Below are 25,216 nucleotides of genomic sequence, written 5' to 3' on the forward strand. Positions count from 1 at the left end.
GGCAACGAGGGAGAGGGCCCGACCGCATGGTCGGGCCCTCTCCGGCTCTCCCGAGAGATGGCGTCCCCGGGATGGCCGCGCCTCGGAGGTGAGGGGACGTCAGCGGCGCGGCGCATGGGCACGCACGGTTTCGGTGAGCCGGTCGACGAGCGGTGAGCGCAGCCGCCACGCCTGCCAGTGCAGCGGCACGTCGACGTGCTCGCGAGCGCCGAGCCGGACCAGGACGCCCGACTCGAGGTCCGCCCGGCACTGGGCCTCCGGCAACGCACCCCACCCGAGCCCGGCGCGCACCGCCTCGGCGAAGCCCTCGGACGACGGCACCCGGGAGGTGGGTGGCTGCGCGTCGGCTCCGATCCCGTGGCGGCGCAGCACTCCTCGCTGCACGTCGTCGTGCTCGTTGAACTGCAGGGCCGGCATCCGTGCCCAGTCGACGCCCCGACCGTGCGAGAACCGCTCCCGCAGGGCCGGTGTCGCGACCGGCAGGTAGCGCATCACCCCGATCCGCTCGACCGAGCAGCCCTGCACCGCAGTGGGACTCGAGGTCACCGCGCCGAGGACGGTGCCCGCCCGGAGCAGCTCGTGGCTGTGCCCCTCGTCCTCGACGTGGAGGTGCAGGACGACGCCCTCCCAGCCGGCCACCTCGCGCAGGACGTCGACGAACCACGTCGCGAGCGAGTCGGCGTTGACGACGACCGAGAGCTCGCGCGTCGTCGCTGCGTCGTCGAGGGCGGCGCGGGCCTCGCGCTCGAGCAAGTCCTGCTGCCGGGCCAGGCGGACGAGCACCTCACCGGCCTCGGTCGCCTCGCAGGGCAGGCCGCGCCGGACCACGACCCGGCCGAGGGAGTGCTCGAGCGCCTTGATCCGCTGGCTCACCGCCGAGGGTGTGACGTGCAGCCGGCGGGCAGCCGCCTCGAACGTCCCCTCGTCGACGACGGCGAGGAGGGCCCGGAGCTGGTCGGTCTGCACCTCTCCAACCTAGATGAAGCCAGACTAAGGAACCCCGTGAATCCTTCGCTGGCCTTCACGGGCGATCACGCCTAGCGTCGGAGGCGATGAACACCACGATCCTCACCGCCGTCCTCAGCGGCCTCGTCTCGGGCCTCTCGCTCATCATCGCCATCGGCGCCCAGAACGCCTTCGTCCTGCGACAGGGAATCGCGCGCGACCGCGTCGGCGTCGTCGTCGCGATCTGCGCGGTCAGCGACCTCCTGCTCATCGTCGCGGGAGTCGCGGGCGTCGGCGCGCTCGTCGACAACCACCCCGGCCTGCTGCGCGTCATCACCGGCGCCGGTGCGGCCTACCTCGTCTGGTTCGGCATCCGCTCCCTGCTGTCCGCGCGCCACCCGCAGGCGCTCACCACCGGGTCGGCGGCCGGCGGGTCCGCGGCACTCACTGCGGTCGCGCTCACGTGGCTCAACCCGCACGTCTACCTCGACACCGTCCTCATGCTCGGCAACCTCAGCGCCTCCCACGGGACGACGGGGCGGTGGTGGTTCGGCGTGGGCGCCGGGGTCGCCAGCCTCCTGTGGTTCCCGACCCTTGGGTATGCCGCGCACCTTGCGTCCCGCTGGCTCGCCCGCCCCCGGGTCTGGCAGGTGATCGAGGTGCTCATCGGGTTCGTCATGTTCGCCCTGGCCGCGATGCTGCTTCGCTCGACCTTCTGACGCAGCCGCCCCGTCTCTGGGAGCGTTGGGGACATGGACTTCGAGGCCAGGGTGTCGACGACCGGTGACACGTCGGTGGGGGAGGCCGCGCCGGTCGTCGTCGAGTTCCGCAACCGCCACACGGGGCAGCACCACGAGCTCGGCCTCGAGGAGATCACCGGCGGGCACGTTCTCCACCTCGCCATCGCCGCCTGCGTCTCGAACGACCTCTTCCGGGAGGGCAAGGCGCGCGGCATCAGGCTGACGACGGTCCGCGTCACCGCGGGTGGCGGGTTCGAAGGGCACCCGTGCCGTTCGACCGGGGTCCACTACGCCGTCGAGCTCGAGGGCGAGGCGACCGAGGCCGACCTCCGGGAGCTCCTCGCGCACGTCGAGGACGTCGCCGAGATCCCGTCCGTCCTGCGCCACGGCGCCACCGTCCGGCTCTCCTCCGCGGTGGTCAGGTCCACCGGGACCACGTCCACCTGACCCACCCGGTCGCACGAGCGGAGCCCGTTCGAGGGGGTTCGGGGCGAACGGCATACGGCGGAGGTTGCGGTTCGGGCCAAAGCGATGACGGGACCGGCGATGGCGGCGCATCATGGAAGGCGTGGGGCCTCGCGCCCGCCGACGGCTCCGCGCTGGAGGTTGTCATGGGACCCACACGAAGGCTCGCGGCCGGAGTGACCACGGCGCTCGCGGCGCTGGCGATCGGCATCATGGCGCCGACACCGGCACAGGCCGATCCGGCCACGCCTGCTGCCTACCCGAGCGCCTCGTCGGCGACGCGCATCTCGGGCTCCTTCTTCGACACGTGCACGGCGCCGTCGCTGACGGCTCTCGCCGCTTGGCGGGGGCGGTCGCCCTACACCGGCGTCAACATCTACTTCGGTGGTCGCAACCGTGGGTGCGCACAGCCGAACCTCACGGCGCCATGGGTGCGCAGCGCTACGGCCGCCGGATGGTCGCTGGTGCCGACCTACTTCGGCGACCAGCCCTTCTGCGTCTTCGGTTCCAAGCCCTACCGCTACGCGGCGAGCGGCGCGGCCGCACGAGGGGCGGCGGACGGCGCGGACGCCGTGGCGAAGGCTCGGTCCCTCGGCCTCCTGCCCGGCAGTGCGCTCTATGCCGACGTCGAGCACTACGACCGGGCGGCCGCGGGGTGCACGACGGCGGTGCGGACCTATGTGTCCGAGTGGACGCGCGCCCTGCACAGGGCGGGGTTCCTCGCGGGGATCTACGCCCACCAGGACTCCGGTGTGCGCGACCTCGCCGCGTCCTACCTCTCGACGACCCTCGCGCGCCCCGACGCGATCTGGATGGCGCGGTGGGACAACGTCGCGACGACGACGAACTGGCCCACGGCCGGCAACACGCTCTGGGCCGAGTGGCAGCGCGCGAAGCAGTACCGCGGTGACCACCTTGAGACGTGGGGCGGCGTGACGATGAACGTCGACAGCGACATCATCCGCGGCCCCGTTGCGACGGTGCTCCGTCCCTATCGGGTCACGAGCTCGGGCGTCCTCAACGTGAGAAGCGGACCGTCGAGCGCCTATCCGGTCATCGGGACGCTGGCGCCCGGATCCGTCGTCTCGCTCATCTGCCAGGCGCGGGGGCAGACGGTGGGCACGACGTCGGTGTGGGACCGGATCAGCAACGGCGGCTTCGTGTCGGACCGCTATGTGTCCACACCCTCGAGCACGACGTTCAGCGCGCCCCTTCAGCGCTGCTCGTCCCCGGGCCAGGTCACCATCTCGACCCCGGTCAACACCCGCTCCGGACCCGGGACCTCGTATGCCGTCAGCGGCTCGCTCCAGGGAGGTGCGCTCGCCTGGGTCGCCTGCCAGAAGGCAGGCACCCTCGTGGGGTCGACCCGTGTGTGGAACCAGCTCGTCGACGGGAGGTGGATGAGCGACTACTACGTGTCGAACGCATCGAACACGACCTACAGCTCGCCGGTGCCGCGGTGTCCATGACGGTGGAGAGGGCCGGGGTGGCATCCTCGCTCCATGGCCATCGACCCGAGCGCGCTGTCCGACGAGGCCTTCGACTTCCTCACGGAGCGGCACCTCGCGACGCTCACGACGCTGCGCCGTGACGGTTCACCGCACGTCGTCCCCGTGGGGTTCACGTGGGACGCGGTCGCCGGCGTCGTCCGGGTCATCACGAGCGGCCCGTCGCAGAAGGCCCGCAACGCCGCCCGCGGTGGCCGGGCCGTGGTCTGCCAGGTGGAGGGCCGTCGCTGGCTCGCCCTCGAGGGACCCTCGCGCGTGCTCACCGACGCGGCCGCCGTCGCCGATGCCGTGGAGAGGTATGCCGTCCGCTACCGGCAGCCGCGCGTCAACCCCGAGCGCGTCGTCGTCGAGATCGCGGTCGACCGGGTCCTCGGCAACGTCTGACCGGCCCCGGTCGGGCAGCGCGACATGGCCCGGTCGGAGGGGTTTGGGCCACGCGGCACCGGGAAGGAGGTGCGCGAGGAGATGCCCATGAACCACAGCACATCGCACCTGCAGCCCGACGGCACGACGTTTCCCCCGGTGACACCGGACCCGCCCCCGCCCCCGGGCTGGGTCGACCCGCTCGCGCCCCTCGAGGGCGAGGCCGAGGTAGCGGTGGACACCGCCGAGGACGACACGTCCACGTCCGGTGGTGAGCATCGAGCGGGACCGGGGGCGTGACCCGTGCGCATCGCGATCCTCTCGACCTACCCGCCCCGCCACTGCGGACTCGCCACCTTCACGACCGACCTGCGCCGCGCCATGCTCGAGGCCGACTCCTCGGCGGAGGTGCTCGTCGTGCCGGTCCTCGACGACGACGCGTCGCCCTCCACCGGTGGTGAGGTCCTCTTCACCCTGCGCCAGCACGCACGGGGCGACTACGCCGCGGCCGCCCGCCGCCTCGACGAGAGCGCGGTCGACGTGGTCCTCGTCGAGCACGAGTTCGGCATCTTCGGCGGCGAGAGTGGCAGCCACCTCGTGGACCTCCTCGACCACCTCGCCGTTCCCCATGTCGTCACCCTCCACACGCTCCTCCTCGACCCGAGCCCGAGCCAGCGCGAGGTCCTCCAGCGGGTCGTCGCCCGCGCTTCACAGGTCACCGTCTTCACGGCGCTCGCCCGCGACCAGCTCGTGCGCAGCGGGCTGGTCGAGTGGAACCGGGTGGCGGTGCTGACCCACGGCGCCCCCGAGCCGCTCCGGCCCTCGCCGGCCGGTCGCCGCGACACCCCCGGCCCGGGACCCGGACTGCCCGAGCTGGCACCCCACAGCGGTCGTCGGGTCCTCTCGACGTTCGGCCTGCTGTCGCCGAGCAAGGGGCTCGACGTCGCCGTCCGCGGCCTCCGGACCGTCGTCGACGCCCACCCCGACGTGCTCTACGTCATCGCCGGCCGGACCCACCCGGAGGTCGTCCGGCGCGAGGGGGAGCGGCACCGCGAGGACCTGCGACACCTCGTCTCGGAGCTCCGCCTCGAGGACCACGTGCTCTTCGTCGACCGCTACCTCGCCGACGACGAGATCCGCTCCCTCCTTGACCGCACCGAGGTCTTCATCACGCCCTACCGCCACGAGGAGCAGGTGGTGTCGGGGGTGCTCACCTTCGCCCTCGTCGCGGGCTGCCCCGTGGTGTCGACGCCCTACTTCTATGCCACCGAGCTGCTCTCCGACGGTGCCGGGAGGCTCGTCGGCTTCGACGACCACGAGGCCATGGGACAGGCCGTGGCCGACCTGCTCGCGGACCGGAACGCGCTCGCGGAGGCCGAGCGGACGGCATACCGGACCGGCAGCCAGCTCACGTGGCCTGAGGTCGGCCGCGAGACGCTCAAGGTGCTCGCGGCAGCCACCTCGCCTGCGCGCGAGCCGGTTCCGGCGCCACCACTCACGCACCTCGAGCGCCTCGTCGACGAGGGCGGCATCGTGCAGCACGCCGTCGGCACCGAGCCGGACCGCTCGACCGGCTACTGCGTCGACGACGTGGCGCGTCTCGCGATCGTCGCCGACGGTCTCGTCCGACGTGGACACGATGACGCCGACACGCTGTCGCGAACCGTGGCGCGCAGCCTCGGCTTCCTCGCTGACGCCCGGGACGCGACGCCGGGCAGCCTGCACAACTTCGCCGACGCCGACGGCCGGTGGCTGGACGAGCCGCACACGGGCGACCACGTCGGGCGTGCCGTGTGGGCGCTCGGGTCGGTCGGGTCCGGCCGCGGCGAGACCGCCGCGCGGAGCAGGGAGCTGCTGGGCGAGCTCGTCGCCTCCGGACTCGAGCCCCTGCATCCGCGAACCGCCGCGTATGCCGTCCTCGGGCTCAGCGCGCTGCCTCGCCACCACCTCGGCGACAGTGCTCGTCGCCTGCTCCGACGGCTCTCGGACGACCTCGCGGACCTCCTGCGCACCACCGCCACCGAGGACTGGACGTGGTTCGAGGACACGCTGACCTATGACAACGCCAGGCTGCCCCAGGCGCTGGTGTGTGCCGGGTCGGCGCAGCGCGACGCGGAGCAGCTGAGGCTCGGACTCGCCGCGCTGGAGTGGTATGCCGGCCAGTGCGCGGTGGACTCCGGAGTCGTCGTCACCGTCGGGAACCGTTGGCGCAGGCGTGGATCCGCACCGGCGGACCTCCCGACCCTCGCTCGCAGCAAGGCGTGGGACGAGGGAGACGAGCAGCCGCTGGAGGCCGCGGCCCTCGTCGAGGCCTGCGTCGCCGCCTACCGGGCGACCGGCTCGCCGGTCCACGCCCGCCAAGCCCGCCGTGCCTTCGCGTGGTTCCACGGCCGCAACCGCTGGGGGCAGGTGCTCGTCGACGCGGTCGACGGCGGCTGCCATGACGGTGTCGGACCCCACGGTCTCAACCCCAACATGGGAGCGGAGTCGACGCTCGCGCACCTCCAGGCCTGGCTCGCGCTCGACTCCGTGGACCTCCTGCCGACCGGCTCGGGATGAGGGTCGCGCTCCTCGGCCCGGTCGCCTGGCGCACACCGCCAGAGCACTACGGCCCCTGGGAGCAGGTGGTCGGTGTGCTCGCCGACGGGCTGGTCGAGGCCGGCGACGACGTCACGCTCTTCGCCACAGGGGACTCGCTCACCCGAGCGGTCCTCGACGCCGTCGTCCCCCACGGCTACGCCGAGGACCCGGACCTCGACGGGCGGGTCTGGGAGGCCCTGCACGTCGCCCACGTCCTCGAGCGCTCGGGCGAGTTCGACGTCGTGCACAACCACCTCGACTGGCTGCCGCTCGCCTTCTCGCACGCCTTCGCCGCGCCAATGGTGACGACGATCCACGGGTTCTCGGCGTCCGGCATCCTGCCCGCCTACCGACGCGCGCGGTCCGCCTACGTCTCGATCTCCGATGCCGACAGGGCTCCCGGGCTCGACTACCTCGCCACCGTCCACCACGGCGTCGACGTCGCCCTGCTGCCTGCCGGACCCGGGGGTGACGGCCTCGTCTCCTTCGGCCGGATCCATCCCGACAAGGGGACCGCCGAGGCCATCGCGATCGCCCGGCGCACCGGCCGCCGGCTCGTGATCTGCGGGATCGTCCACGACCGGGACTACTTCGAGACCGAGGTCGCTCCACACGTCGACGACGAGCAGGTCGTCTTCCTCGGACCGGTCGGCCCGGCCGAGAGGGCGCGGGTGCTCGGCGAGGCAGCGGTGCTGCTGCACCCGGTCGCCTTCGACGAGCCGTTCGGCCTGTCGGTCGTCGAGTCCATGGTCTGCGGCACACCGGTCGTCGCGTTCCGCCGGGGCTCGATGCCGGAGGTCGTCGACGAGGGGGTGACGGGGTGCCTCGTCTCGACGGTGGACGAAGCCGTCAGGGCCGTGGACCGTGCTGCCCGCCTGGACCGCAGCGGGTGCCGCGAGCGCGCGGTCGCCCGATTCGGTGCGGCGCGGATGGTGCGGGACTACCGTGAGGTCTATGCCCGCGTCGTGGCATCCGGGTGAGCAGAGGATCTTCCGCAGGGCAGTGGGCAACCCGCTGCTCACGGCAGCGGACTGGCCCTATCCGGTCAACGCGGTGTTCAACCCGGCCGCCGCCTTCGTCGACGGCCAGACGGTCCTCGTATGCCGGGTCGAGGACTTCGAGGGTCACAGCCACCTCAGCGTGGCCCGCTCCGACGACGGGCTCAGCGGCTGGGTCATCGACCCCGAGCCGCTGGTCCACCCCTCGCACGAGCACCCGGCCGAGGCGTGGGGGGTCGAGGACCCGCGGGTGACCCGGGTCGACGAGCTCGGCTGCTGGGTGCTGGCCTACACGGCATACGGGCCGACGGGGCCGGCGGTGGCGCTGGCGACGACGGAGGACTTCCGCACGGTCGAGCGAATCGGCGTCGTCTGCCCGCCCGAGGACAAGAATGCCGCCCTCCTGCCACGACGCGTCGGCGACCACTTCGTGCTGTTCCACCGGCCGCGCACGGTGCTCGGCAACCACGCCGACGTGTGGATGTCGCGGTCGACCGACCTGCACGGGTGGCTCGCGCCGGAGCCGGTCTTCCAGGCGCGGGCAGGCATGTGGGACAGCGCTCGCATCGGCATGGGGCCGCCGCCGATCGAGACCCCGCACGGGTGGCTCGTCGCCTACCACGGGGTGCGCGACACCGTCGCCGGGCAGCTCTACCGGGTCGGGCTGGCGCTGCTCGACCTCGAGGACCCGCGGCACGTGCTGCGACGTGCGCCGGAGTGGTTCCTCGGGCCGGTCGCACCCTACGAGCTGCAGGGCGACGTGCCCGGGGTCGTCTTCCCGTGCGGGTGGCTGCACGACGTGCACACCGACACGCTGCGGCTCTACTACGGCGGCGCCGACTCCGTCGTCGCCATGGCGGAGTCGACGCTCGCCGAGGTCCTGGACGTGCTCTCCCGCTGCGAGTGAGCAGAGCCCGGCCCCCGATGGTCGAGGCGCCAGGTGACCCGGTCCGTGGAGGTGGGCGGACGGCATACCCCGCTTGTGCGGGGAGCAGTCAGACCGACGCCGGTGCGGTCGAGGTGAACCAGCCCGACGGGCCGAGCTCGGCGCCCATGCGCGGGACGTACTGGTCGAAGTAGATGCGAGCGATGAGCTCGCGGCGGCTGCGGACGTCGGCCTTGTCGAAGACCGACTTGAGGTGGTCCTGCACGGTGTAGGTCGACACGTGCATCGTCGAGGCGATCTCCTTGGTGTCGACACCCTGGAGGACGAGCTGGGTGACGTCGCGCTCGCGCTGGGTGAGGTCGAAGGCGGCGACGACGAGCGGGACGATCTCGGGCGGGCGAGCCTCCTCGACGGTGACGACGACGTCGCCGCTCGAGCCGTCGGCGCTGAGCAGCGGGGTGGCGTGCAGGACGAGCCACATGCCGCTGCGGGCACGGACCCGGCTGCGCGGCGGGACCGTCGTCTCGCCTCGTGCGTAGCGCCGGGCGGCGGCGACGAGTGAGCTGATGATCGCGGTCCAGCGGGCGTTGTGGGTGGGGCTCTCGAGCTCGCGCAGCCGTTCCTCGGCGCCCATGCTCGTCTGCCGGATCTCGTCGTCGGCGCCGATGATGAGCACGGTCGGCCCGGTGGACGGGCCCGGTGGCGCCGTGGCGGTGCGGGCGAGCAGCCCGGTGCGCATCCCGGCGGCGAAGACCGCGGAGAGCGACCCGGCGAAGGCGACCTCGTCGAGCTCGAAGGGCCGGCTGTCGGGCTCGCGGAAGAGCGCCGCTCCACCCCAGACCTGTCCGCCGTCGCGGAAGAGGACGCGCAGCTCGTCGCCATAGCCGAAGTGCGGCTTCATGAAGCTGCTCATCCGGTGCGAGCGCTCGGGGTCGCCGTGGGTCGCGTGGACACCGGCGGCGGCGAGGCCGGTGCGCGACATCTCGAGGAAGGCGGTCTCCTCGACATTGCCGTACTCGATCGAGCCCCACTCGTGGTCGTGCTCGTCGCGGCCCTGGAGGTCGCCGAACTTGCGCGTGCTCGTGAGCAGCTCGGTGCTCGGGTCGACGGTCGCGAGGCAGGCGCCCACGTGCGGGACGGCGCGCTGCAGCGACTGCACCGCCTCGGCGAGGAAGGTGTCGATGTCGAGGCCGGCGCGCGCGACGACCTCGACGTCCCTGCGCACCCGCTCAGCAGTCAGGGCGCGGGTCATGTTCACAGGGTGACGAGCGCGGCGCCGGCGCACCATCCCACAAAAGTGGGATGCCGGCACCCCCACGACAGGGGGGCGCGAAGTCCCCGGTCGTGAGGGATGGCGGGTGATGGAGGGTCGGCGGGACCTTTGACGGCATGACGAGCACCGAGGTCCGCCCCACCACCACCCCTTCATCGGGTCGGACACCTATAGGTGTCCGAGGCGGCGCCGGTGGTGTGGTCGGGGACGCCCCCGGGCACGACGTCACGGTCGGCGTCGGCGCCGCCCGGGTGCACGTGGCGCCCACGACTGTCCTGCCGCTCGGCGCGCACGGCCCCCTCGACGACCGGGGCCGGCTCGTGCATGCCGAGGACCCGGCGGCCCAGCTCGCCCTGGCCCTCGCCGGAGTGGAGGCGACGGTCACCGCGGCCGGTCTGCACCCGCACGACCTCGCCCAGCTGCGGGTCAGCGCCACCGACCTGCCCGCGGTGCTCTCGGTGCTCGACACGCTCACCGACCGGCTGGCCGAGGTCGGGGCGACCCCTGCCCTCAGCGTCGTCGGCGTCACGGCGCTGCCGGTCGACGGGATGCTCATCGCCCTCGACGGCCTCGCCCTCGGCACGCCCTCCGGCTCCACGTCCCCGGCCCGAGGTATCTGAGCGGCGTCTTCGCGCTCCTCAGTCCCGGCGCCACCACCACACCCCCACACCGTCACGCGCCCCACCCGGAACGCGTGTGCCCCCACCAGAGAAGGACACCACCATGACCGTCGAGACCACCCTCGACCCCCGGCCCGCCTCGCCCGCCGAGTCGCTGCGCGACCTCTGCGGTGGAGCGGTCCACCTCGCCGGCGACCCCGGCTACGACACCGCCCGTATGCCGTGGAACGTCGCCGTCGACCAGCGGCCCGCCGCCGTGGCCTTCCCCCGCAACGCGCAGGACGTCGTCGACCTCGTGCGAGCCGCCGCAGCCGCGGGGCTGCGCGTCGCCGCGCAGGCGACCGGCCACGGTGCCGGCCCGCTCGCCGACCAGCCGCTGCACGACGTCGTCCTCATCCGCACGAACGGCATGTCCGCCGTGTCGGTCGACCCCGACGCACGCACCGCCCGGGTCGAGGGCGGCGCGCTGTGGCAGGACGTCGTCGAGGCAGCGGCACCTCACGGGCTCGCCGCGATGCACGGCTCCTCGCCCGACGTCGCCGTGAGCGGCTACACCCTCGGCGGCGGCCTCAGCTGGTATGCCCGCAAGCTCGGCCTCGCCACCAACCAGGTGACCGCCGTCGAGATCGTCACCGCCGACGGCTCGCTCGTCCGGGCCACCGAGCACTCGCACCGCTCGCTCTTCTGGGCGCTGCGCGGCGGCGGCGGCAACTTTGGGGTCGTCACGGCGATCGAGTTCCGCCTCCACCCGATCCCCGACGTCTACGCCGGGATGCTGCTCTGGGACCGCGAGCGCGCGCCCGAGGTCGTGCGGGCCTGGGCGGAGTGGACGCGCACCGCGCCGGACGAGGTGACGACGTCGCTGCGGGTCCTCAGCTTCCCGCCGCTGCCGGAGCTGCCGCCCTTCCTCAGCGGTCGCCAGCTCGTCGTCATCGACGGTGCCGTGCTCAGCGAGGACGCCTCTGCCGAGGCGTTGCTCGCGCCCTTGCGCGCGCTGGCTCCGGAGATGGACACGTTCGCGCGGGTCCCGTCGGCGTCGCTCACCCGGCTGCACATGGACCCCGAGGGCCCGACCCCCGGTGTCGCTGCGACGACGGTGCTCGAGGCCCTGCCGGAGGAGGCGATCGAGACGTTCCTCGGCGAGGTCGGGCCGGGGTCGACGACGTCGCTCCTCGCGGCCGAGCTGCGCCAGCTCGGTGGTGCCCTGGCCCGACGCGACCCCGACGGCGGTGCGTTGTCGCACCTCGAGGGCGCGTTCGCCGGGTTCTTTGTCGCCATCGCGGCGACCCCCGAGATGGCCGAGCAGGGTCGGGCGGACGGTCAGGCGCTCGTCGAGGCCCTGCGGCCCTGGGCCAACGGACGGTCCGTCCTCAACTTCGCCGAGAACGAGACCGACGCGAGCACGGCATACGACAGGGGTTCGTGGGAGCGGCTGCGCGCGGTGCGCGCGGCCGTCGACCCGGACGGGCTCTTCGCCGCGAACCACCCCGTGCCGCAGGAGCGCCGCCCGGCCTGAGCCCCGGTGCGGAAGGGGCCGGTCCTCACGAAGGCGCTCAGGGGTCGCCTTCGTGAGGGCCGTGCCGTCCAGGTCGTTCGGTGACGCCGGGCTCAGACGCGACCGCGCAGGATGCGCCTGAAGTAGACCTGCGGCAGCGCGTAGCGGTCGACCGCCCAGGTCAGCCGTCGCGGTCGCACCAGGTCGGGCACGGGAATGGTCGGCGCGGGCCGGCCCTCGCGGTCGACCTCCACGAGCAGCAGCTGGTGGCGGGCGACCGTGATCGGCATGACGGTGTAGCCGTCGTAGTGCTGGAGCCGGTCGCCGTCCGTCGCGAGGATGTTGGGTGAGAGCACCGCGACCTGCTTGCGCAGGGCACCACCCGAGGGCTTGATCCCGAGGTCGGCGACGTCGCCCAAGGACCACACCGCGCCGTGCCGCCGGTGACGCAGGGTCTGCGGGTCGACGTCGACAAGGCCGGCCTCGGTGCTGCCGGCCAGGTCACTCTCCGCGACCCACTGCGGGGCGCGATAGCTGGGGATGACGTGGGCGTAGGCGAGGTCGTCGAGCACCACCGTGCTGCTGCCGGACCTCACGGTCACCTGGCGCTCGCCGACCGCCGTGACGCGCGCGTCGCGCAGCACCCGCACGCCGTATGCCGTGAGCGCATCCTCGAGGACCGCGTCCCCCTCCGCGACACCGATCGGGGTGGGCCCGGGCAGGACGAGGTGCACGTCGAGGTCCTGGAGCACGCCGGCCCGCTGCCAGTGGTCGCAGGCCATGAAGAGCGGCTTGAGCGCCGTCGCGGCACACGGCGCCGGCTCAGGAGGCATCGAGAACACGACCCGCCCGCTCGTGAGGTCCCGCAGCGCGGGCCACACCTTCGGGGCGCTCTCGACGAGGAAGGTCGACCCGGCCCAGCCCGCGGCATACGCCTCCCGCAGACCGGGGGTGGCTGCCCAGTCCTCCTCGAGGCCGGTGGCGACGACGAGCGTGGTGCACGTGATCGTGCGGCCACCACGGGTGATGACGCTCGGGGCCGCGGGATCGCAGGAGACGACCCGGTCCCTGATCCAGGTCGCGTCCTTCGGCATCACCGTGGCGGCGGGCCGCTCGAGGTCGGCCATCGTGGCCTCACCGCCGCCGACGTAGTTGAGCATCGGGCGGTAGCGGTGCACCGACTCCGACTCGACGATCGCGACGTCGTCCGCGCCGTCGCGCAGCAAGCGTGCGGCCAGCGAGATCCCCGCGTTGCCGCCACCGACGATCAACACCTTGTGATGGTCCATCCGGTCCTCCGTCGGTTGCGGGCTCGACTCCGACCGTAGTTGGCGAAGGGCAGGCCCGACGCGGCGGCGCTGGTCGAGTCGCGGTCGGGACGGCACGGTCCTCACGAAGGCGGGACAGGAGTCGCCTTCGTGAGGACCGTGCCGTCCCGGGACATCGTCGGGACATCTCGACGATGTGTCCGGGACGGCCGGCGCACGAGGTTGGAGCCATGACAACGACCCAGCTCCTCAGCACCTCGTCCGCCGAGACCGCCGCCGTGCAGGTCTCCCGTCCGGGCCGCGGCCGCCGTGCCGCCGTCGGCCTCACCGCGCTGCTCGCCTGCGCACTCCCCACCTCCTTCGCCGTCTCGATCACCGGCATGCTCGTCACCGGTGCCGAGGCCGACCACCGCTTCCACCAGCTCACCGGGCAGGGGCTGCTCCTCGCGGCCCTCTGGTTCGGCGGTCTCGTGCCGCTCATCCGGGCCGGGTGGCGCGGAGTGCGGCCGACGGCGACGGCGGGCTACCTGCACCTCGCGTTCGTCGGGTCCGGCCTCGTCGCGGCCGCGGTCTCGGCCGGTGGCGGGGCGCGCTCGCTCCTGGCCATCGTCGCCGGGACGGGTGCCCTGCTGTGGGCGGCGCTGCCCCTTCGGCCCCGGCTGCGGGCGCGGGTCTCGCTCGACCCGGTCCTCACGCCGCTCGCCCTCGCGGTGGCCGCCCTCCTCGTCCCGTTTGCCGTGGACCAGCTCCAGCTGCAGCTCGCCACGACGACCGGCTACCACGCGGAGAACCCGCACCTCTTCGACATGGCCTGGGTGGCCGTCGTGCTCACGGTGCTCGCCCTGGCTGGTGCGGTCGTGCCGACGGTTCGCGGCCTGTTCGTCTGGGTGGGCGGTGGGTGCGCCCTCATCGGCGGCGCCGGGCTCTTGCTCGGGGAGTCCTGGGTCTTCTCGTCCGCGGCTCTGGTCCTCGGCCTCGCGGCGCTCGTCGCTCCCCGACTCGGACTCTCCCGAAACCGGGCCTGAGCAGGGACGACGGTGCCTACACTTCGGCGCATGACAGCGCCTGTCGCCACCCCGCGACCGCTCTGGCGGCGCGGGGTGGATGGCGTCCCGGCGGCGGCCCTCTCGTGGTCCGTGGTCGTGCCGGCGCTCGCCGTAGTCGCGTCTGTGGCGTCGGCGGTCATCGTGCTCTCCGGGGACGTGTGGTCCTTGTCGCCCGCTCCTCAGGTGTTGGTGGATGCCGCGGTGGGAGTGGGGTTCTCGGTGCTCGCGGCGGTGATTACGCTGGCCGAGGTGCCTCCCGGCGTGCGGGTGCTCGCGCGCGTCATGCTCGTCAGCGGTGTGGCGGCGGGGTTGGCGGGGCTGTCCACCGCGCTGGCGCTCGTCCTGCCAGCGTCGGTGTGGGCGACGCCGGTTCTCGTGCAGCTGCAGGGGTGGCTCTGGGTGCCGGGGTTCTTCCCGCTGCTCACCCTCGTGCCGCTGCTCTATCCGGACGGCCTGCTCGCCGGTCGGTTCTGGAGGGTCTCGGCGTGGGCAGCGGTCGTGGGAATCGTCCTGCTCACGGTGGGCGTCGGGCTCTATCCAGAGCCGTTCGCCGGCCGGGTGCCGGTCGACAAGCCGGTGACCTCGGAGACGGTGGCTCGGGTGCTCACCGTGCCGGGGGCGGCTCTGGTCGCTCCTTCGCTGGTTGCCGGGCTGGTGGCGCTGGGGCTGCGGCTGGTCCGCTCTCGCGGCGTCGCGCGGCAGCAAGTGGGGGTTCTGCTCGTGCCGGCTGGTCTGTTGCTGCTCGTGACGCTGGCGCAGGGGGCGATCCCCGCGCCGTGGAACGTGCTCGCCCAGATGGTCGCCGTCTTGTTGCTGCCCCTCGCCATCGGGGTGGCGGTGACGCGGCACGGCCTCTACGACACCGACCTCGCGGTGCGCCGCGGGCTGCTCGGGGCGAGCCTCGCGGTCTGCCTCGCCGGTCTTTTCGTGACGGTGCTCGCGGTGCTGCGCGGGCTGCTGGGGTCCGACTCGGCGGTGAGCGCGGCGGTCGCCGCGGGAGCGGCCGGGCTCGTGCTCCAGCCCCTGGCGAAGCGGCTCTCGGCCGGCATCGACCGCCTCTACTACGGCGACCGCGCCGACCCGTATGCCGTCCTCTCCCGTCTCGGTGAGGACCTCGCGGCCGCCGGTCTCGACGTGGCCGAGATCCCCTCCGTCGTATGCCGTTCCGTCGTCTCCTCGCTCCGGCTCGGCGGGGCGTCGGTGGTGCTGGATGTCGAGGGCGACTCGCGCGAGGTCGCGCACGCGGGCGGGGTGGTGGGCGGGGACTCTGCGCGGGTGGCGACGTTCGACCTGCGGCACCGGGGAGAGGTGGTGGGTCGTCTGTCGGTCGCGCCGCGGTCGGGTGAGCGGGTCGTCGGGACGCGCGATGCGGAGATCCTGCGTCGGGTGGCCGACCAGGTGGCGCCGGCGCTCGCCGCGCTCCAGCTGCACCAGGAGCTCCAGCGCAGCCGCGAGTCGCTCGTCAACGCGCGCGAGGAGGAGCGGCGGCGGCTGCGCCGCGAGCTCCACGACGGGTTGGGGGCGACGCTGGCGGGCGTCCGGCTACAGGTGGAGTCGGCACACCGGCTCGTCGAACAGCCCACTGCTGCGGGGCTGCTCGACACCACCGAGGCCGGGTTGGCGCAGGCCGTGGCGGAGGTGCGCCACATCTGCGAAGGACTGCGGCCTCCGGGTGTCGACGACCTCGGGCTGGGTCGCGCGATCGAGCTGGCGGCGGACCGGGTGCGTGCGCCGAGACTCGAGGTGTCGGTGGTGACCGTCGACCTCCCGGAGGTCGGTCCGGCAGCCGAGGCTGCGGCATACCGGATCGTCACGGAAGCCTTGGCGAATGTCGTGCGGCACAGCGGTGCCCGGCACGTGACGGTGCGTCTGTCAGGTGGGGGTCGTATGGAAGGTGCGGGGCGCGGACTGGAGGTGACCGTGGAGGACGACGGCGACGGCATACGGGATGGAGCGGTGGCCGGGGTCGGGCTGGCATCGATGCGTCGGCGGGCGGAGGAGCTCGGTGGGACGTTCGCCGTGGGAGTCGGTGCTGTCGGGCGCGGGACGTGCGTGCGCGCGGTGCTGCCGGTGACGGGGGTGGGGTCGTGACGACGTTGCTGCTCGTGGACGACCACCCGCTCTTCCTCGACGGGGTGCGGGCGGCACTGGCCGGGGAGGACGACATCGAGGTGGTCGGGGAGGCGCACGACGTGGCGTCCGCGGTGGCCCTGGCGGGTTCGTTGCGACCCGACGTCGTGCTCATGGACCTCAACCTGCCGGACGGGTCCGGGGTCGACGCGACGCGCGAAGTCGTGGCGACGTCACCGGGGACGCGGGTGCTCGTCATCACCATGTCGGCCGACGACGAGGCTGTCGTCGCGGCGATGCGGTCGGGTGCGCGCGGGTTCTTCGTCAAGGGCGGTGGGCGCGACGACCTGCTGTCAGCGGTGCGGACGGTGGCGTCGGGTGGCGCGGTGTTCAGCCCGGCGGTGGCGGATCGGTTGGGGTCGTGGTTCTCGGGTGTGGCGGGGCAGTCGGGGCGGGAGGCCTTCCCGCAGCTCACCGAGCGGGAGCGCGAGGTGCTCGACCTCGTGGCGCGGGGGTACGACAACCGGCGGATCGCGAAGGCGCTGTTCCTCTCGGACAAGACAGTGCGCAACCACCTGTCGATCGTCCTCACCAAGCTCGGCGCCCGAGACCGGGCCGAAGCCGTCGAACGCGCTCGGAGGGCTGGCATGGGAGCGATGGAGTAGGAGTGCGGGACTAGGCGTTCGGGACCATGCGCGGATGAACCTTCGGGTTCGCCAGTTCGCCCGTCTCGAGGCAGCGCTCGTCGCAACACTGGTTAGGTGCGCCCGGGCTCGTCCAGGCAGCCCGTCTGTCCCGGGACGCGAGAGGACTGACCATGAACCGACGCGCTCGACTCCTCGCCCTCGCCGCCTCCCTGCCGCTCACGATCGGAGGGGCCCTGGCCACCGCCGGACCCGCCTCGGCCGACACGCTCGCGTGCGGATCGGTGATCACGACCAGCACGGTGCTCACGCACGACCTCGTGTGCGATGGCACCAGCGACGGGCTCATCGTCGCCGCTGACGGTGTCGTGCTCGACCTCAACGGATTCACCGTGAGTGGACCGGGCGCCTATGCGACTCCGTTCGCGGGTGTGCGGGTTACCCAGCGTCTGAGAGTGACGATCACGAGAGGCACCGTCACGGGCTGGCAGTCGGGTGTCGTGCTCAACGAGGCGTGGGACGGCCGCGTCTCGAAGGTGACGGCCGCGTCGAACGACCAGGGAGTCAACCTGGCCGGTGGTGGACGGCACGTCATCGAGAAGAACACGTCGTCGCTCAACGGCCGCGATGCCATTCGGCTCGGCCTGTCGACCGGCAGCCTCGTTACGCAGAACACGGTCTCGGACAACACCTTCGGGATCATGGTCGCCGACTTCTCGAGCAACAACACCGTCTCGCGCAACGTCGTGACGGGGACGCGGTCGGTTGGCGTCAGCGCATTCGGGGGTGCGGTCGCGACGACGTTCTCGCAGAACCAGGTCAGCGGCAGCTGGGACGACGGCATCCGCACGTCCGCCGACTCGTCGGGTTCGGTGATCAGCCAGAACACGACCACGTCCAATGGTGGCGACGGCATCGAGGCCTCGAATGCCACGGTGACGAGGAACCTGGCGACGTCGAACGGTCAGTACGGGATTCGTGGTCTGGCTGGGGTCGCCGACGGCGGCGGCAACAAGGCAGCAGGCAACGGTGAGGCGGCCCAGTGTCTGGGAGTCACCTGCGGGGCTCCCTGAGCCAGTGCTCCGGAAGCGTGTCGGCTGGAGGCCTGCACCCTCGAGTGCAGGCCTCCAGCCGTTGTGATGACCTTGCGTGGAAGGGCTCGGAAAAATGTCCGGGACTCGATGTCGAAGACGCGAGGGGCCGTTCGACGTACGTGCACGAAGCACCACACCGTCACAGCAGAGGAGAGATCGCAATGCCGCGCTTCATGGGATTCGTGAGGATGGAAGAAGGCATCGGGATGCCGCCGCAGTCGCTGTTCGAGGCGATGGACAGCTACATCGGCGAGCGAGCCGCGTCGGGGGTCTTCCTCGACGGAGGCGGCCTCTACGGCACCGAGGACGCCGTCAACTTCGTCGTCCGCAAGGGCGAGTTGAGCCGCGTCGACGGGCCCTACGCCGAGGCAAAGGAGGTCGTCGGTGGCTGGTCGCTCCTGGAGTACCCGAGCGTCGAGGACGCCGTGGCCGACCAGCAGAAGTTCGCCGAGCTGCACGCCGAGCACTGGCCGGAGGTCACCGTCGTGGCGACCCTGCGCCAGATCTCTGAGGGCCCGGACGCGGCCGCCGACTGAGCCTCGGTGTCTAGGCTGTCCGTGTGCCGGCAGACACCACGGACGGTCTCAACGAGGCCATCGTCGCGACGTGGCGGGCCGAGTCGGCCCGCCTCGTCGGGGCCCTCACCCGGATGACCCGGGACCTCGATCTCGCGGAGGACCTGGCGCAGGACGCCTTGGTTGCCGCTCTGGAGCAGTGGGCTTCGGGTGGTGTCCCCGAGAACCCGGGGGCGTGGCTCATGGCCGTGGCGAAGCGGCGGGGAATCGACCACTTCCGGCGCGCCGACACCATGCGTCGCAAGACGGCCGAGCTCGAACACGCTCTCGGTGGAGAGGAGGCGGCGGTGCCCGACCTTGACGACCAGGTGGACTCGATCGAGGACGACGTCCTTCGCCTCATCTTCCTGTCCTGCCACCCGGCGCTGACGCCGGAGTCGCGGGCGGCGCTGACGCTGCGACTCGTCGGCGGGCTCACCACGGCGGAGATCGCGCGCGGCTTCATGGTCAGCGATTCGTCGATGGGGCAGCGCATCTCGCGGGCGAAGAGGACGCTGGTCACGGCCGGGGTGGAGCTCGAGCTGCCGACGGGTTCTGAGCGGACCGCGCGTCTCGACGACGTCATGGCGGTGATCTACCTGATCTTCAACGAGGGTTACTCCGCCACCTCCGGGGCGGACTGGATGCGGCCCGAACTCGCTCACGAGGGGATGCGGCTCGCCCGGATGCTCACTGCCCTGGCACCGGGCGAGGTGGAGGTGCTCGGACTCCAGGCGTTGGTGGAGATCCAGGGCTCGCGGCTGGGTGCGCGGGTGGATGAGGACGGGGCGCCGGTACTGCTGGAGGCGCAGGACCGAGGTCGCTGGGATGGGTTGCTCATCCGTCGAGGGCTGGGGGCGTTGGCTCAGGCCGAGGCGCTCGCGGCACGTGGTGTGCCCGTCGGGAAATACTTCCTCCAGGCCTCGATCGCCGCCGAACATGCCCGTGCCGCAAGGGCCGAGGACACGAACTGGCGCCGGATCGCGGCGCTCTACGACGTGGTGGCCGAGGCGGCGCCAGGTGCCGTCGTCGAGGTGAACCGGGCCGTCGCGCACGGGCGGGCGTTTGGACCGGACGCTGGACTGGCCGTGCTCGCTGCGGTGGACGAGGGCGCTCTGGGTCGGTCGCCACTGGTTCCGAGTGTGCGCGGTGAGTTCCTCGAACGGGGCGGGCTGCACGCCGAGGCCGCCGAAGCGTTCGCTGCGGCCGCCGCGCTCACCGACAACCAAAGCGAACGTGCAGTCCTCACCCGCCGCGCCGGCGACAACTTGGTGTCAGCTGCTCAGGACTCGAGCGGCGGGATGGGCTCGGCCGCTCGTAGATGAGCAGCAGGTTGCCCGTCGAGCTGGCCACGGCGCTCGCACGCCGGCAAGGCTTGGGGGTTGCAGTCGAATGGCACTGCGCCGGACCGTTACGTGCGACGAAGGAGCACGGCGACGGCCCTGTTGATCACGTCGAGACCCTCCCGAGTGACGGTGGAGCCGCCACCGCTGACAGTGCCTCGACTGTCGCAGTCCGCTGTCCAGGAGAGACCCGCTCTAGCGGCAAGCGCCTCGCCGATCTCGGGCATGGACCCACGAGGCACACCGCATTGGCGGGCTGCCTCCTCAAAGACGTGAGAAGGAAGGCTGCTGCCGACGCCGACCCTCACAGTCGGAATCCCAAGCTGTCGGCACAGGCGGTCCAACTGGTCCTGCTTGACCTGGCCGCCATGCAGGGCGGTGCCGCGTCCACCACCGAAAGCACCCTCGTCGTGGCCCCGGCACGTAGAGCACCAGTCGGGGTTCATCCCGTGTCGACACTCGTCACTCATGTGCTCAAATCTAGCTCGCCCGCAGAGGGATGGCAGCGCTCCTCGCAAGCGTCGTAGGTTGGGGTGATGGCGGAGCGGTGGGTCAGCACCCGCGCCGGGTCTCATCTGGCCGGGCGGCGGAAGGAGAGCACCGCGCCTGAGGTGCTTCTGCGCAAGGCGGTACATGCCGCTGGAGGGCGGTTTCGCCTCCATCCCCGCATCGCCAAAGGGTGTACACCGGACTTCGTCCTTCCTCGACGCAACGTCGCCGTCTTCGTGGATGGGTGCTTCTGGCACGGGTGTCCGGAGCACGGGCGGAAGACGCCGTGGTCTGGTCCGAACGCGGAGCTCTGGGCAGAGAAGATGCGTCGGAACGCGGAGCGGGACGAGCGAGCCTCCCGGTTGGCGCGTGAGTGTGGCTGGACTGTGTTGAGGATCTGGGAGTGCGAGGTTCGTGACGACCCTCTAGGTGTCGCGCGCCGGGTACTCGAACCGACTGTCAGAGCCAAGTGATGGGCTGAGTCCACGATTCTGCCCATCGCCGACGGTCTTCATGATCAGGCCTGGCATCTCTCGAAGGACCAGCATGACGACACAGGAGTGGCTTCAGCCTGCACTGAAACTCAACTCGCACAGTCAAACTCGGCAAGAATCCCACTTAGCTGATAAGCTAGCTAACATGACGTCGGCGCAAGGTTCCTCGAAGACGAACGCCGGCCCTGCCGCGTTCAGGTTCGTCGACCTCTTTGCCGGCATCGGTGGCTTCCACGCCATGCTGTCGCACGCTGGTGGAGAGTGTGTCTACGTCTCGGAGATCGACCGTGAGGCACGTCAGACCTACCTGCGGAACTGGGTGGAGCCCCTTCCGGAAACGCGTTGGCCCCTGGTGAATACGGACATCACCTCCGCCACCCCGGAGGACGGACCCGTTGAGGTCCCGGATCATGATGTCTTGGCGGCCGGCTTTCCCTGCCAGCCCTTCTCGAAGTCGGGCTACCAGCGCGGGATGGACGAGGCGCGGGGAACGCTGTTCTGGAACATCGCGCGCATCCTCGAGGAACGACGGCCGTCCGTCGTGCTGCTGGAGAATGTGCGCAACCTCGCCGGCCCTCGTCATCGGCACGAGTGGGACGTCATTATCCAGACCCTGCGTGAGCTGGGGTACCGGGTCTCAGCGACGCCATCGGTCTTCTCACCACACTTCCTGCCACCGTCCATGGGTGGCACGCCTCAGGTGCGCGACCGGGTCTTCATCCTTGGGACGTATGTCGGGATGGAGCGGGCCATGACTGAGGTCGACGTCGCTCCGACGGTGGTCCGAGGCCCCGTGAACGGCTGGAACGTCCATGACTGGGACGTCGAGTGGGTTCTCGACAAGGACGACTCCATCCTGAACCTGAGCAAGTACATGCTCACCTCCGACGAGACTCACTGGATCAACGTCTGGGATGACCTCGTCCAGCGCATGTGGGCGGCCCACGGCGTTCGCCTCCCCGGGTTTCCGCTGTGGGCCGACGCGTGGATCCCCGAACGCGCCTTGGACCCGGTCGAGCTCGAGGCGCTGCCTAAGTGGAAGTCCGACATCCTCATCAAGAACGCCCGGTTCTTCGACGACCACCGGGACGTCATCAAGGCATGGAAGAAGGCCAACCCGTCCTTCTCCAGCTTCCCGGACTCTCGCCGAAAGCTCGAGTGGCAGGCGCAGGACACCGCGTCCCTGTGGGACACAGTGATGCACCTTCGGCCCTCCGGGCTTCGGGCGAAGGCACCCACCTACCTGCCCGCACTCGTCGCCATCACTCAGACGTCCATCGTGGGACGACGCCGCAGGCGCCTGACGCCTCACGAGGCGGCGCGGCTCCAAGGCTTCGGCAGCGACTTCACGTTCGGCGGTCAGCGGGACCAAGCGTCGTACAAGCAGGTTGGCAACGGAGTGGCTGTCGGCGCGGCATGGCACGTTCTTCGCACACACGTAGCCCAAAATGCCGCCGACCTCCCGAGTGCGTTGGTGAACAGCGTGTTGGGGGCACCCCTCAACCCGATGAAGAGTGTCCTTTCCTCGGCAGCGACTGAGGCTGAAAACCAAGTGCGCCAGACTCGAGCTGAGGATCTGGCCGGATAAAGGCGGCCTCGTCGCCACCGTTCTGCGACGGCGAGGGCGGAGTACTTATGGCTTCCAGTAGCCTCCGGTGCACCAGGCGCCAAGGGAGGTCATCGCTATGGGTTCGGTCGCCGTCGACCAGCTACGTTCAGACGGAAGCGTCTTCGTGGCGTCGGCGTGGCCTAGCACTTCCACGGACACATCTGAAGCCCGACGAAAACATCATGAAAACAATGTTGCGGAATCGTTCATTCTCAAAGTTGCTCTTGCTTCGAATACTCCTTGAGAACATTGGCTTACCATAGGCCCGCGTTCTCCAACGGAGTCGTCTCCCAAGGCCCGACCCAATTGAATCGCGATCCGGACTGACCGCCTACATAAAAGTTCGCATTGAGGGCTGTCTCTGCGGCGCCAATGAGCTGAGCAGCCTTGGCGGGATCGTCCTTGACCTTCACCCAATGGGGGTTTGCTGCAAACGCCTTGTCGCTCGGCGTCGAACCGCCGTAGTAAATCTGTGCGCTGCCGCTCAGCGGCAATATCTTCCAATCCTCGAGGCCCTCGAGGCCGCCCCGCACGCAGTCGCGCCAGCCAGTGAGTTCGGTGAGCCACCGAAGGGTGTTCTGCAGCCCTTCGCGGGTGACGCTCGCCAGATTCCACTTATCGTTCAGCCGCCGCGCCTCGCCGCTCGCCTGCCGCTCTCGCTCGAGGCGGTGCACTGCATCCAGGAAGTCGTGCGGACGCATGGTGTCGACCAGCCGGAACACTTGTTCAGTCAGGCTGCCGGGGCCAACTGCGCCTGCCATCACAGGCCACCATATCCGAGCATTGTTCGCATATTTCGCATATGTGCTAACGCCTCCATCGCAGTTGGCAACGAGCCACGGCAAGTATGTCCGGTCAAAGAACTTCGGCGCGTTGTTGGTCACCTCGAGCATTGCCAAGAGGATCTGTGCCGTTCCAAAGGGGTACTTGTAGGCGGCAGAGTCTGCCTTCGTGGCGTCCTCGTAGCCGGCCTGCGTCTTGGCCCATAGGGAAGGAACGGCCATGAGCCGCTCACTTGCGGCCTGATCGATAAGTTGATCCCACTCTTTGAGGGCAGTAAGCACTTCGGGTACCTGCAGTTTGCGCTGACCCCACTGCACAATGTGATTGCTTACGTTGTCGTGCTGCACCGAGAAGAGGTCCACACCGAAGAGGTCGTCAGGAACAACTGACGCTAGCGATGGGTGAACCAGCCATTGGGCCGAGGCCACAGAGAAGGCGACGACCTCGTAGTTTGGGGCGACCGAGCCGAGCATTGCAGCAGAAACCAGCCCGTCTATGTCGGCACTGACCATCATCGGCCGAGACTGGGACAACATGGATGCCAAAGCGCCGGAAGCAGACGTCGGGTCACTGTTAAGCTCGCGACCGAGCGCCTCAATTGCGATGCGCCGGCGAGCCTGGGCGGTTGAGTGAGCGTCGGCCATTTCTGCAGGCTACAAGGCCATGAGTGTCAGTTCCTCCACCCCACCGGCAGATCGGCGAGTACGGCGGTGCCACGCTGACACTCAGGCGTGGACGTTTGGCTGCGCGATTGGGACCAAGAGTGCTCTGGCTAAGGCCGTCGCAGGTCAGTGGGTGGCCAAACTTGGTGCGCTGGCGCTGGTGTCGGCGGCGGCGTTACCGCATCTTCTGAACGGGCCTAGAACGAGGGGCGCTGACCTACAGAATGGCGGGGCCACTCACTGTGGTGGAGCCAAGGGGACTCGAACCCCTAACCCCCTGCTTGCAAAATCCCCGAACCGGCTCCACGAGAGGGCGATTGAGCACGCGGTTGGTCAAAGTGGGGTACGCGATGACGCCGGTTTCGTGAGGCACTGCAGTACTTCGCTGGGGTACGGACCTGAGGGCCTCCCGGTCTCAACCTCAGGACGCCGCGGATCGGCTGTGACCCCTGGGTCAGCAGTAGGCATTCAATGCCTGCGTCTCAGCTGCTACCGCCCATGAGCCCTGTCAAGGCCGAAGGCGTGAGCCAGGGCCGTCCCCGGTGGATCATGCGGTGGCAGTTGGAGCACAGGAGGGCGAGGTCGTCGAGCCGGGTCAGGATCGGTCCCGATGCGTGCAAAGGGAGCACGTGATGGACCTCGATGTAGCCCTCCCCTCGCTCGCCATACCGGGCCGCGAAGTCGAAACCGCAGACTTCGCAAGCGATCGGTAGACCCTTGGCTGTGACCGCGGCCAGCTTGGCGGCGCGCAACATTGGGTTCCGCTCACGACGGAGGTGGGTCACGGCAAGTGCCCTGCCCTCGTGCGCGGTAAGTTCGTCCAGATCACTGTCATCGGCTGGCGCAGCGTCGGGCGGGGCGATGATTTGGTCGCGTATTGCCGCTGCGAGAGCCGCCATCGGGACGGGCTCGCTGATGAACGCCGCGAGCACTTCGGCGTCATGGGGCCCGCCCCTGGTCGGCTTGCCGGTGTAGTTCGGGTGTTGGGTGGCGATGTCGAATGTCTTGCGCTGCACGCTGCTCTTGCTGCGGAAGTTGTCCGGCCGACCCTCGATGGGGTGGATCGGCGCGGCCCTGAGGAGCTCCGACAACTGGACGACCTTGGGGCTGGTCACCCGCAGGCCCTGCCATGCGTTTTGTGCAACGAGACTGGCTGCAAGGACGACCTCGTCGTAAGTCCAGTCGAATCTCGCCACACGAAGATCTTGACCGACGCGGACAGGAACCGGCGAGGGGCTCGCCGGTCACGGGTCCACGCTCCGCGAAAAGCTCAGACGGGTCCGTCCG

At 70.6% G+C, this 25,216-nt stretch carries 23 protein-coding genes; 18 read left to right on the top strand and 5 right to left on the bottom strand.

Annotated features, from left to right (window positions below; all coding sequences use genetic code 11):
- Positions 1-99: 99 nt before the first annotated feature.
- On the bottom strand, positions 100-966 hold the full coding sequence (locus N798_RS03615) for a LysR family transcriptional regulator ArgP (RefSeq protein ID WP_035946351.1): 867 nt from the start codon (positions 964-966) through the stop codon (positions 100-102).
- 86 nt (positions 967-1,052) lie between these two features.
- Here N798_RS03615 and N798_RS03620 point away from each other — a divergent pair, with 86 nt between their 5' ends.
- The 8 genes from N798_RS03620 to N798_RS03655 all read left to right on the top strand — a co-directional run bounded on the left by N798_RS03620 (position 1,053) and on the right by N798_RS03655 (position 8,506).
- Positions 1,053-1,664 carry a LysE/ArgO family amino acid transporter gene (locus N798_RS03620; protein WP_035946352.1) on the top strand — a complete coding sequence of 204 codons (612 nt, stop codon included), beginning with the start codon at positions 1,053-1,055 and terminating at the stop codon, positions 1,662-1,664.
- A gap of 33 nt (positions 1,665-1,697) precedes the next feature.
- Positions 1,698-2,132: an OsmC family protein gene (locus tag N798_RS03625; protein WP_052116872.1), complete on the top strand. Its 435-nt coding sequence runs from the start codon at positions 1,698-1,700 to the stop codon at positions 2,130-2,132.
- Between the two features lie 164 nt (positions 2,133-2,296).
- Positions 2,297-3,619, top strand: coding sequence for a glycoside hydrolase domain-containing protein (locus N798_RS03630; RefSeq protein WP_052116873.1), 1,323 nt, complete (start codon positions 2,297-2,299; stop codon positions 3,617-3,619).
- Between the two features lie 33 nt (positions 3,620-3,652).
- The gene (locus N798_RS03635) at positions 3,653-4,042 is read left to right on the top strand and encodes a TIGR03618 family F420-dependent PPOX class oxidoreductase (protein ID WP_035946355.1); all 390 of its coding nucleotides are present in this window, start codon (positions 3,653-3,655) and stop codon (positions 4,040-4,042) included.
- Positions 4,043-4,129: 87 nt separating this feature from the next.
- Positions 4,130-4,321 (top strand): hypothetical protein, encoded by a 192-nt coding sequence (locus tag N798_RS03640; RefSeq protein ID WP_156971596.1) that lies wholly within the window; start codon positions 4,130-4,132, stop codon positions 4,319-4,321.
- A 3-nt stretch (positions 4,322-4,324) separates the two neighbouring features.
- Positions 4,325-6,580 carry a glycosyltransferase gene (locus N798_RS03645; RefSeq protein ID WP_035946357.1) on the top strand — a complete coding sequence of 752 codons (2,256 nt, stop codon included), beginning with the start codon at positions 4,325-4,327 and terminating at the stop codon, positions 6,578-6,580.
- A complete protein-coding gene (locus N798_RS03650) occupies positions 6,577-7,581 on the top strand; it encodes a glycosyltransferase family 4 protein (protein WP_035946358.1) in 1,005 nt (334 codons plus the stop codon). The genes N798_RS03645 and N798_RS03650 overlap by 4 nt, the downstream gene beginning before the upstream one ends.
- Positions 7,556-8,506 (top strand): glycoside hydrolase family 130 protein, encoded by a 951-nt coding sequence (locus N798_RS03655; RefSeq protein WP_035946359.1) that lies wholly within the window; start codon positions 7,556-7,558, stop codon positions 8,504-8,506. The genes N798_RS03650 and N798_RS03655 overlap by 26 nt, the downstream gene beginning before the upstream one ends.
- A gap of 88 nt (positions 8,507-8,594) precedes the next feature.
- On the opposite strand, the gene N798_RS03660 is transcribed toward N798_RS03655, so the two are convergent.
- Complete coding sequence (locus N798_RS03660) at positions 8,595-9,737, bottom strand: helix-turn-helix transcriptional regulator (RefSeq protein ID WP_035946361.1); 1,143 nt, start codon at positions 9,735-9,737, stop codon at positions 8,595-8,597.
- A 218-nt stretch (positions 9,738-9,955) separates the two neighbouring features.
- Here N798_RS03660 and N798_RS03665 point away from each other — a divergent pair, with 218 nt between their 5' ends.
- On the top strand, positions 9,956-10,378 hold the full coding sequence (locus tag N798_RS03665; RefSeq protein WP_052116874.1) for a Rid family hydrolase: 423 nt from the start codon (positions 9,956-9,958) through the stop codon (positions 10,376-10,378).
- Between the two features lie 103 nt (positions 10,379-10,481).
- Positions 10,482-11,894 carry an FAD-binding oxidoreductase gene (locus N798_RS03670; protein ID WP_035946363.1) on the top strand — a complete coding sequence of 471 codons (1,413 nt, stop codon included), beginning with the start codon at positions 10,482-10,484 and terminating at the stop codon, positions 11,892-11,894.
- 92 nt (positions 11,895-11,986) lie between these two features.
- Here N798_RS03670 and N798_RS03675 read toward each other — a convergent pair whose 3' ends face one another.
- Complete coding sequence (locus N798_RS03675; RefSeq protein WP_035946365.1) at positions 11,987-13,162, bottom strand: FAD-dependent oxidoreductase; 1,176 nt, start codon at positions 13,160-13,162, stop codon at positions 11,987-11,989.
- Positions 13,163-13,371: 209 nt separating this feature from the next.
- On the opposite strand from N798_RS03675, the gene N798_RS03680 reads away from it, so the two are divergent.
- The 8 genes from N798_RS03680 to N798_RS03710 all read left to right on the top strand — a co-directional run bounded on the left by N798_RS03680 (position 13,372) and on the right by N798_RS03710 (position 22,463).
- Positions 13,372-14,166 (top strand): hypothetical protein, encoded by a 795-nt coding sequence (locus tag N798_RS03680; RefSeq protein ID WP_035946367.1) that lies wholly within the window; start codon positions 13,372-13,374, stop codon positions 14,164-14,166.
- 30 nt (positions 14,167-14,196) lie between these two features.
- Positions 14,197-16,278 carry a sensor histidine kinase gene (locus N798_RS17195; protein ID WP_156971597.1) on the top strand — a complete coding sequence of 694 codons (2,082 nt, stop codon included), beginning with the start codon at positions 14,197-14,199 and terminating at the stop codon, positions 16,276-16,278.
- The gene (locus N798_RS03690) at positions 16,275-16,922 is read left to right on the top strand and encodes a response regulator (protein ID WP_156971598.1); all 648 of its coding nucleotides are present in this window, start codon (positions 16,275-16,277) and stop codon (positions 16,920-16,922) included. Before N798_RS17195 ends, N798_RS03690 begins: the two co-directional genes overlap by 4 nt.
- A 152-nt stretch (positions 16,923-17,074) precedes the next feature.
- A complete protein-coding gene (locus N798_RS03695) occupies positions 17,075-17,974 on the top strand; it encodes a right-handed parallel beta-helix repeat-containing protein (RefSeq protein ID WP_035946368.1) in 900 nt (299 codons plus the stop codon).
- Positions 17,975-18,183: 209 nt separating this feature from the next.
- On the top strand, positions 18,184-18,531 hold the full coding sequence (locus N798_RS03700) for a YciI family protein (RefSeq protein WP_229708858.1): 348 nt from the start codon (positions 18,184-18,186) through the stop codon (positions 18,529-18,531).
- A gap of 23 nt (positions 18,532-18,554) precedes the next feature.
- Positions 18,555-19,874 carry an RNA polymerase sigma factor gene (locus N798_RS03705; protein ID WP_052116876.1) on the top strand — a complete coding sequence of 440 codons (1,320 nt, stop codon included), beginning with the start codon at positions 18,555-18,557 and terminating at the stop codon, positions 19,872-19,874.
- Positions 19,875-20,428: 554 nt separating this feature from the next.
- Positions 20,429-20,854, top strand: a complete 426-nt coding sequence (locus N798_RS18960; protein ID WP_084100069.1) for a very short patch repair endonuclease — start codon at positions 20,429-20,431, stop codon at positions 20,852-20,854.
- Positions 20,855-21,020: 166 nt separating this feature from the next.
- Positions 21,021-22,463, top strand: coding sequence for a DNA cytosine methyltransferase (locus N798_RS03710; RefSeq protein ID WP_052116877.1), 1,443 nt, complete (start codon positions 21,021-21,023; stop codon positions 22,461-22,463).
- 275 nt (positions 22,464-22,738) lie between these two features.
- Here the strand turns inward: N798_RS03710 and N798_RS03715 are convergent, their stop codons facing one another.
- Positions 22,739-23,911, bottom strand: coding sequence for a hypothetical protein (locus tag N798_RS03715; RefSeq protein WP_156971599.1), 1,173 nt, complete (start codon positions 23,909-23,911; stop codon positions 22,739-22,741).
- 500 nt (positions 23,912-24,411) lie between these two features.
- Positions 24,412-25,125, bottom strand: a complete 714-nt coding sequence (locus N798_RS03720; protein ID WP_052116878.1) for an HNH endonuclease — start codon at positions 25,123-25,125, stop codon at positions 24,412-24,414.
- Positions 25,126-25,216 lie beyond the last annotated feature (91 nt).

It is taken from the genome of Knoellia flava TL1 (genome assembly GCF_000768675.1).
Classification (GTDB): Bacteria; Actinomycetota; Actinomycetes; order Actinomycetales; family Dermatophilaceae; genus Knoellia; species Knoellia flava.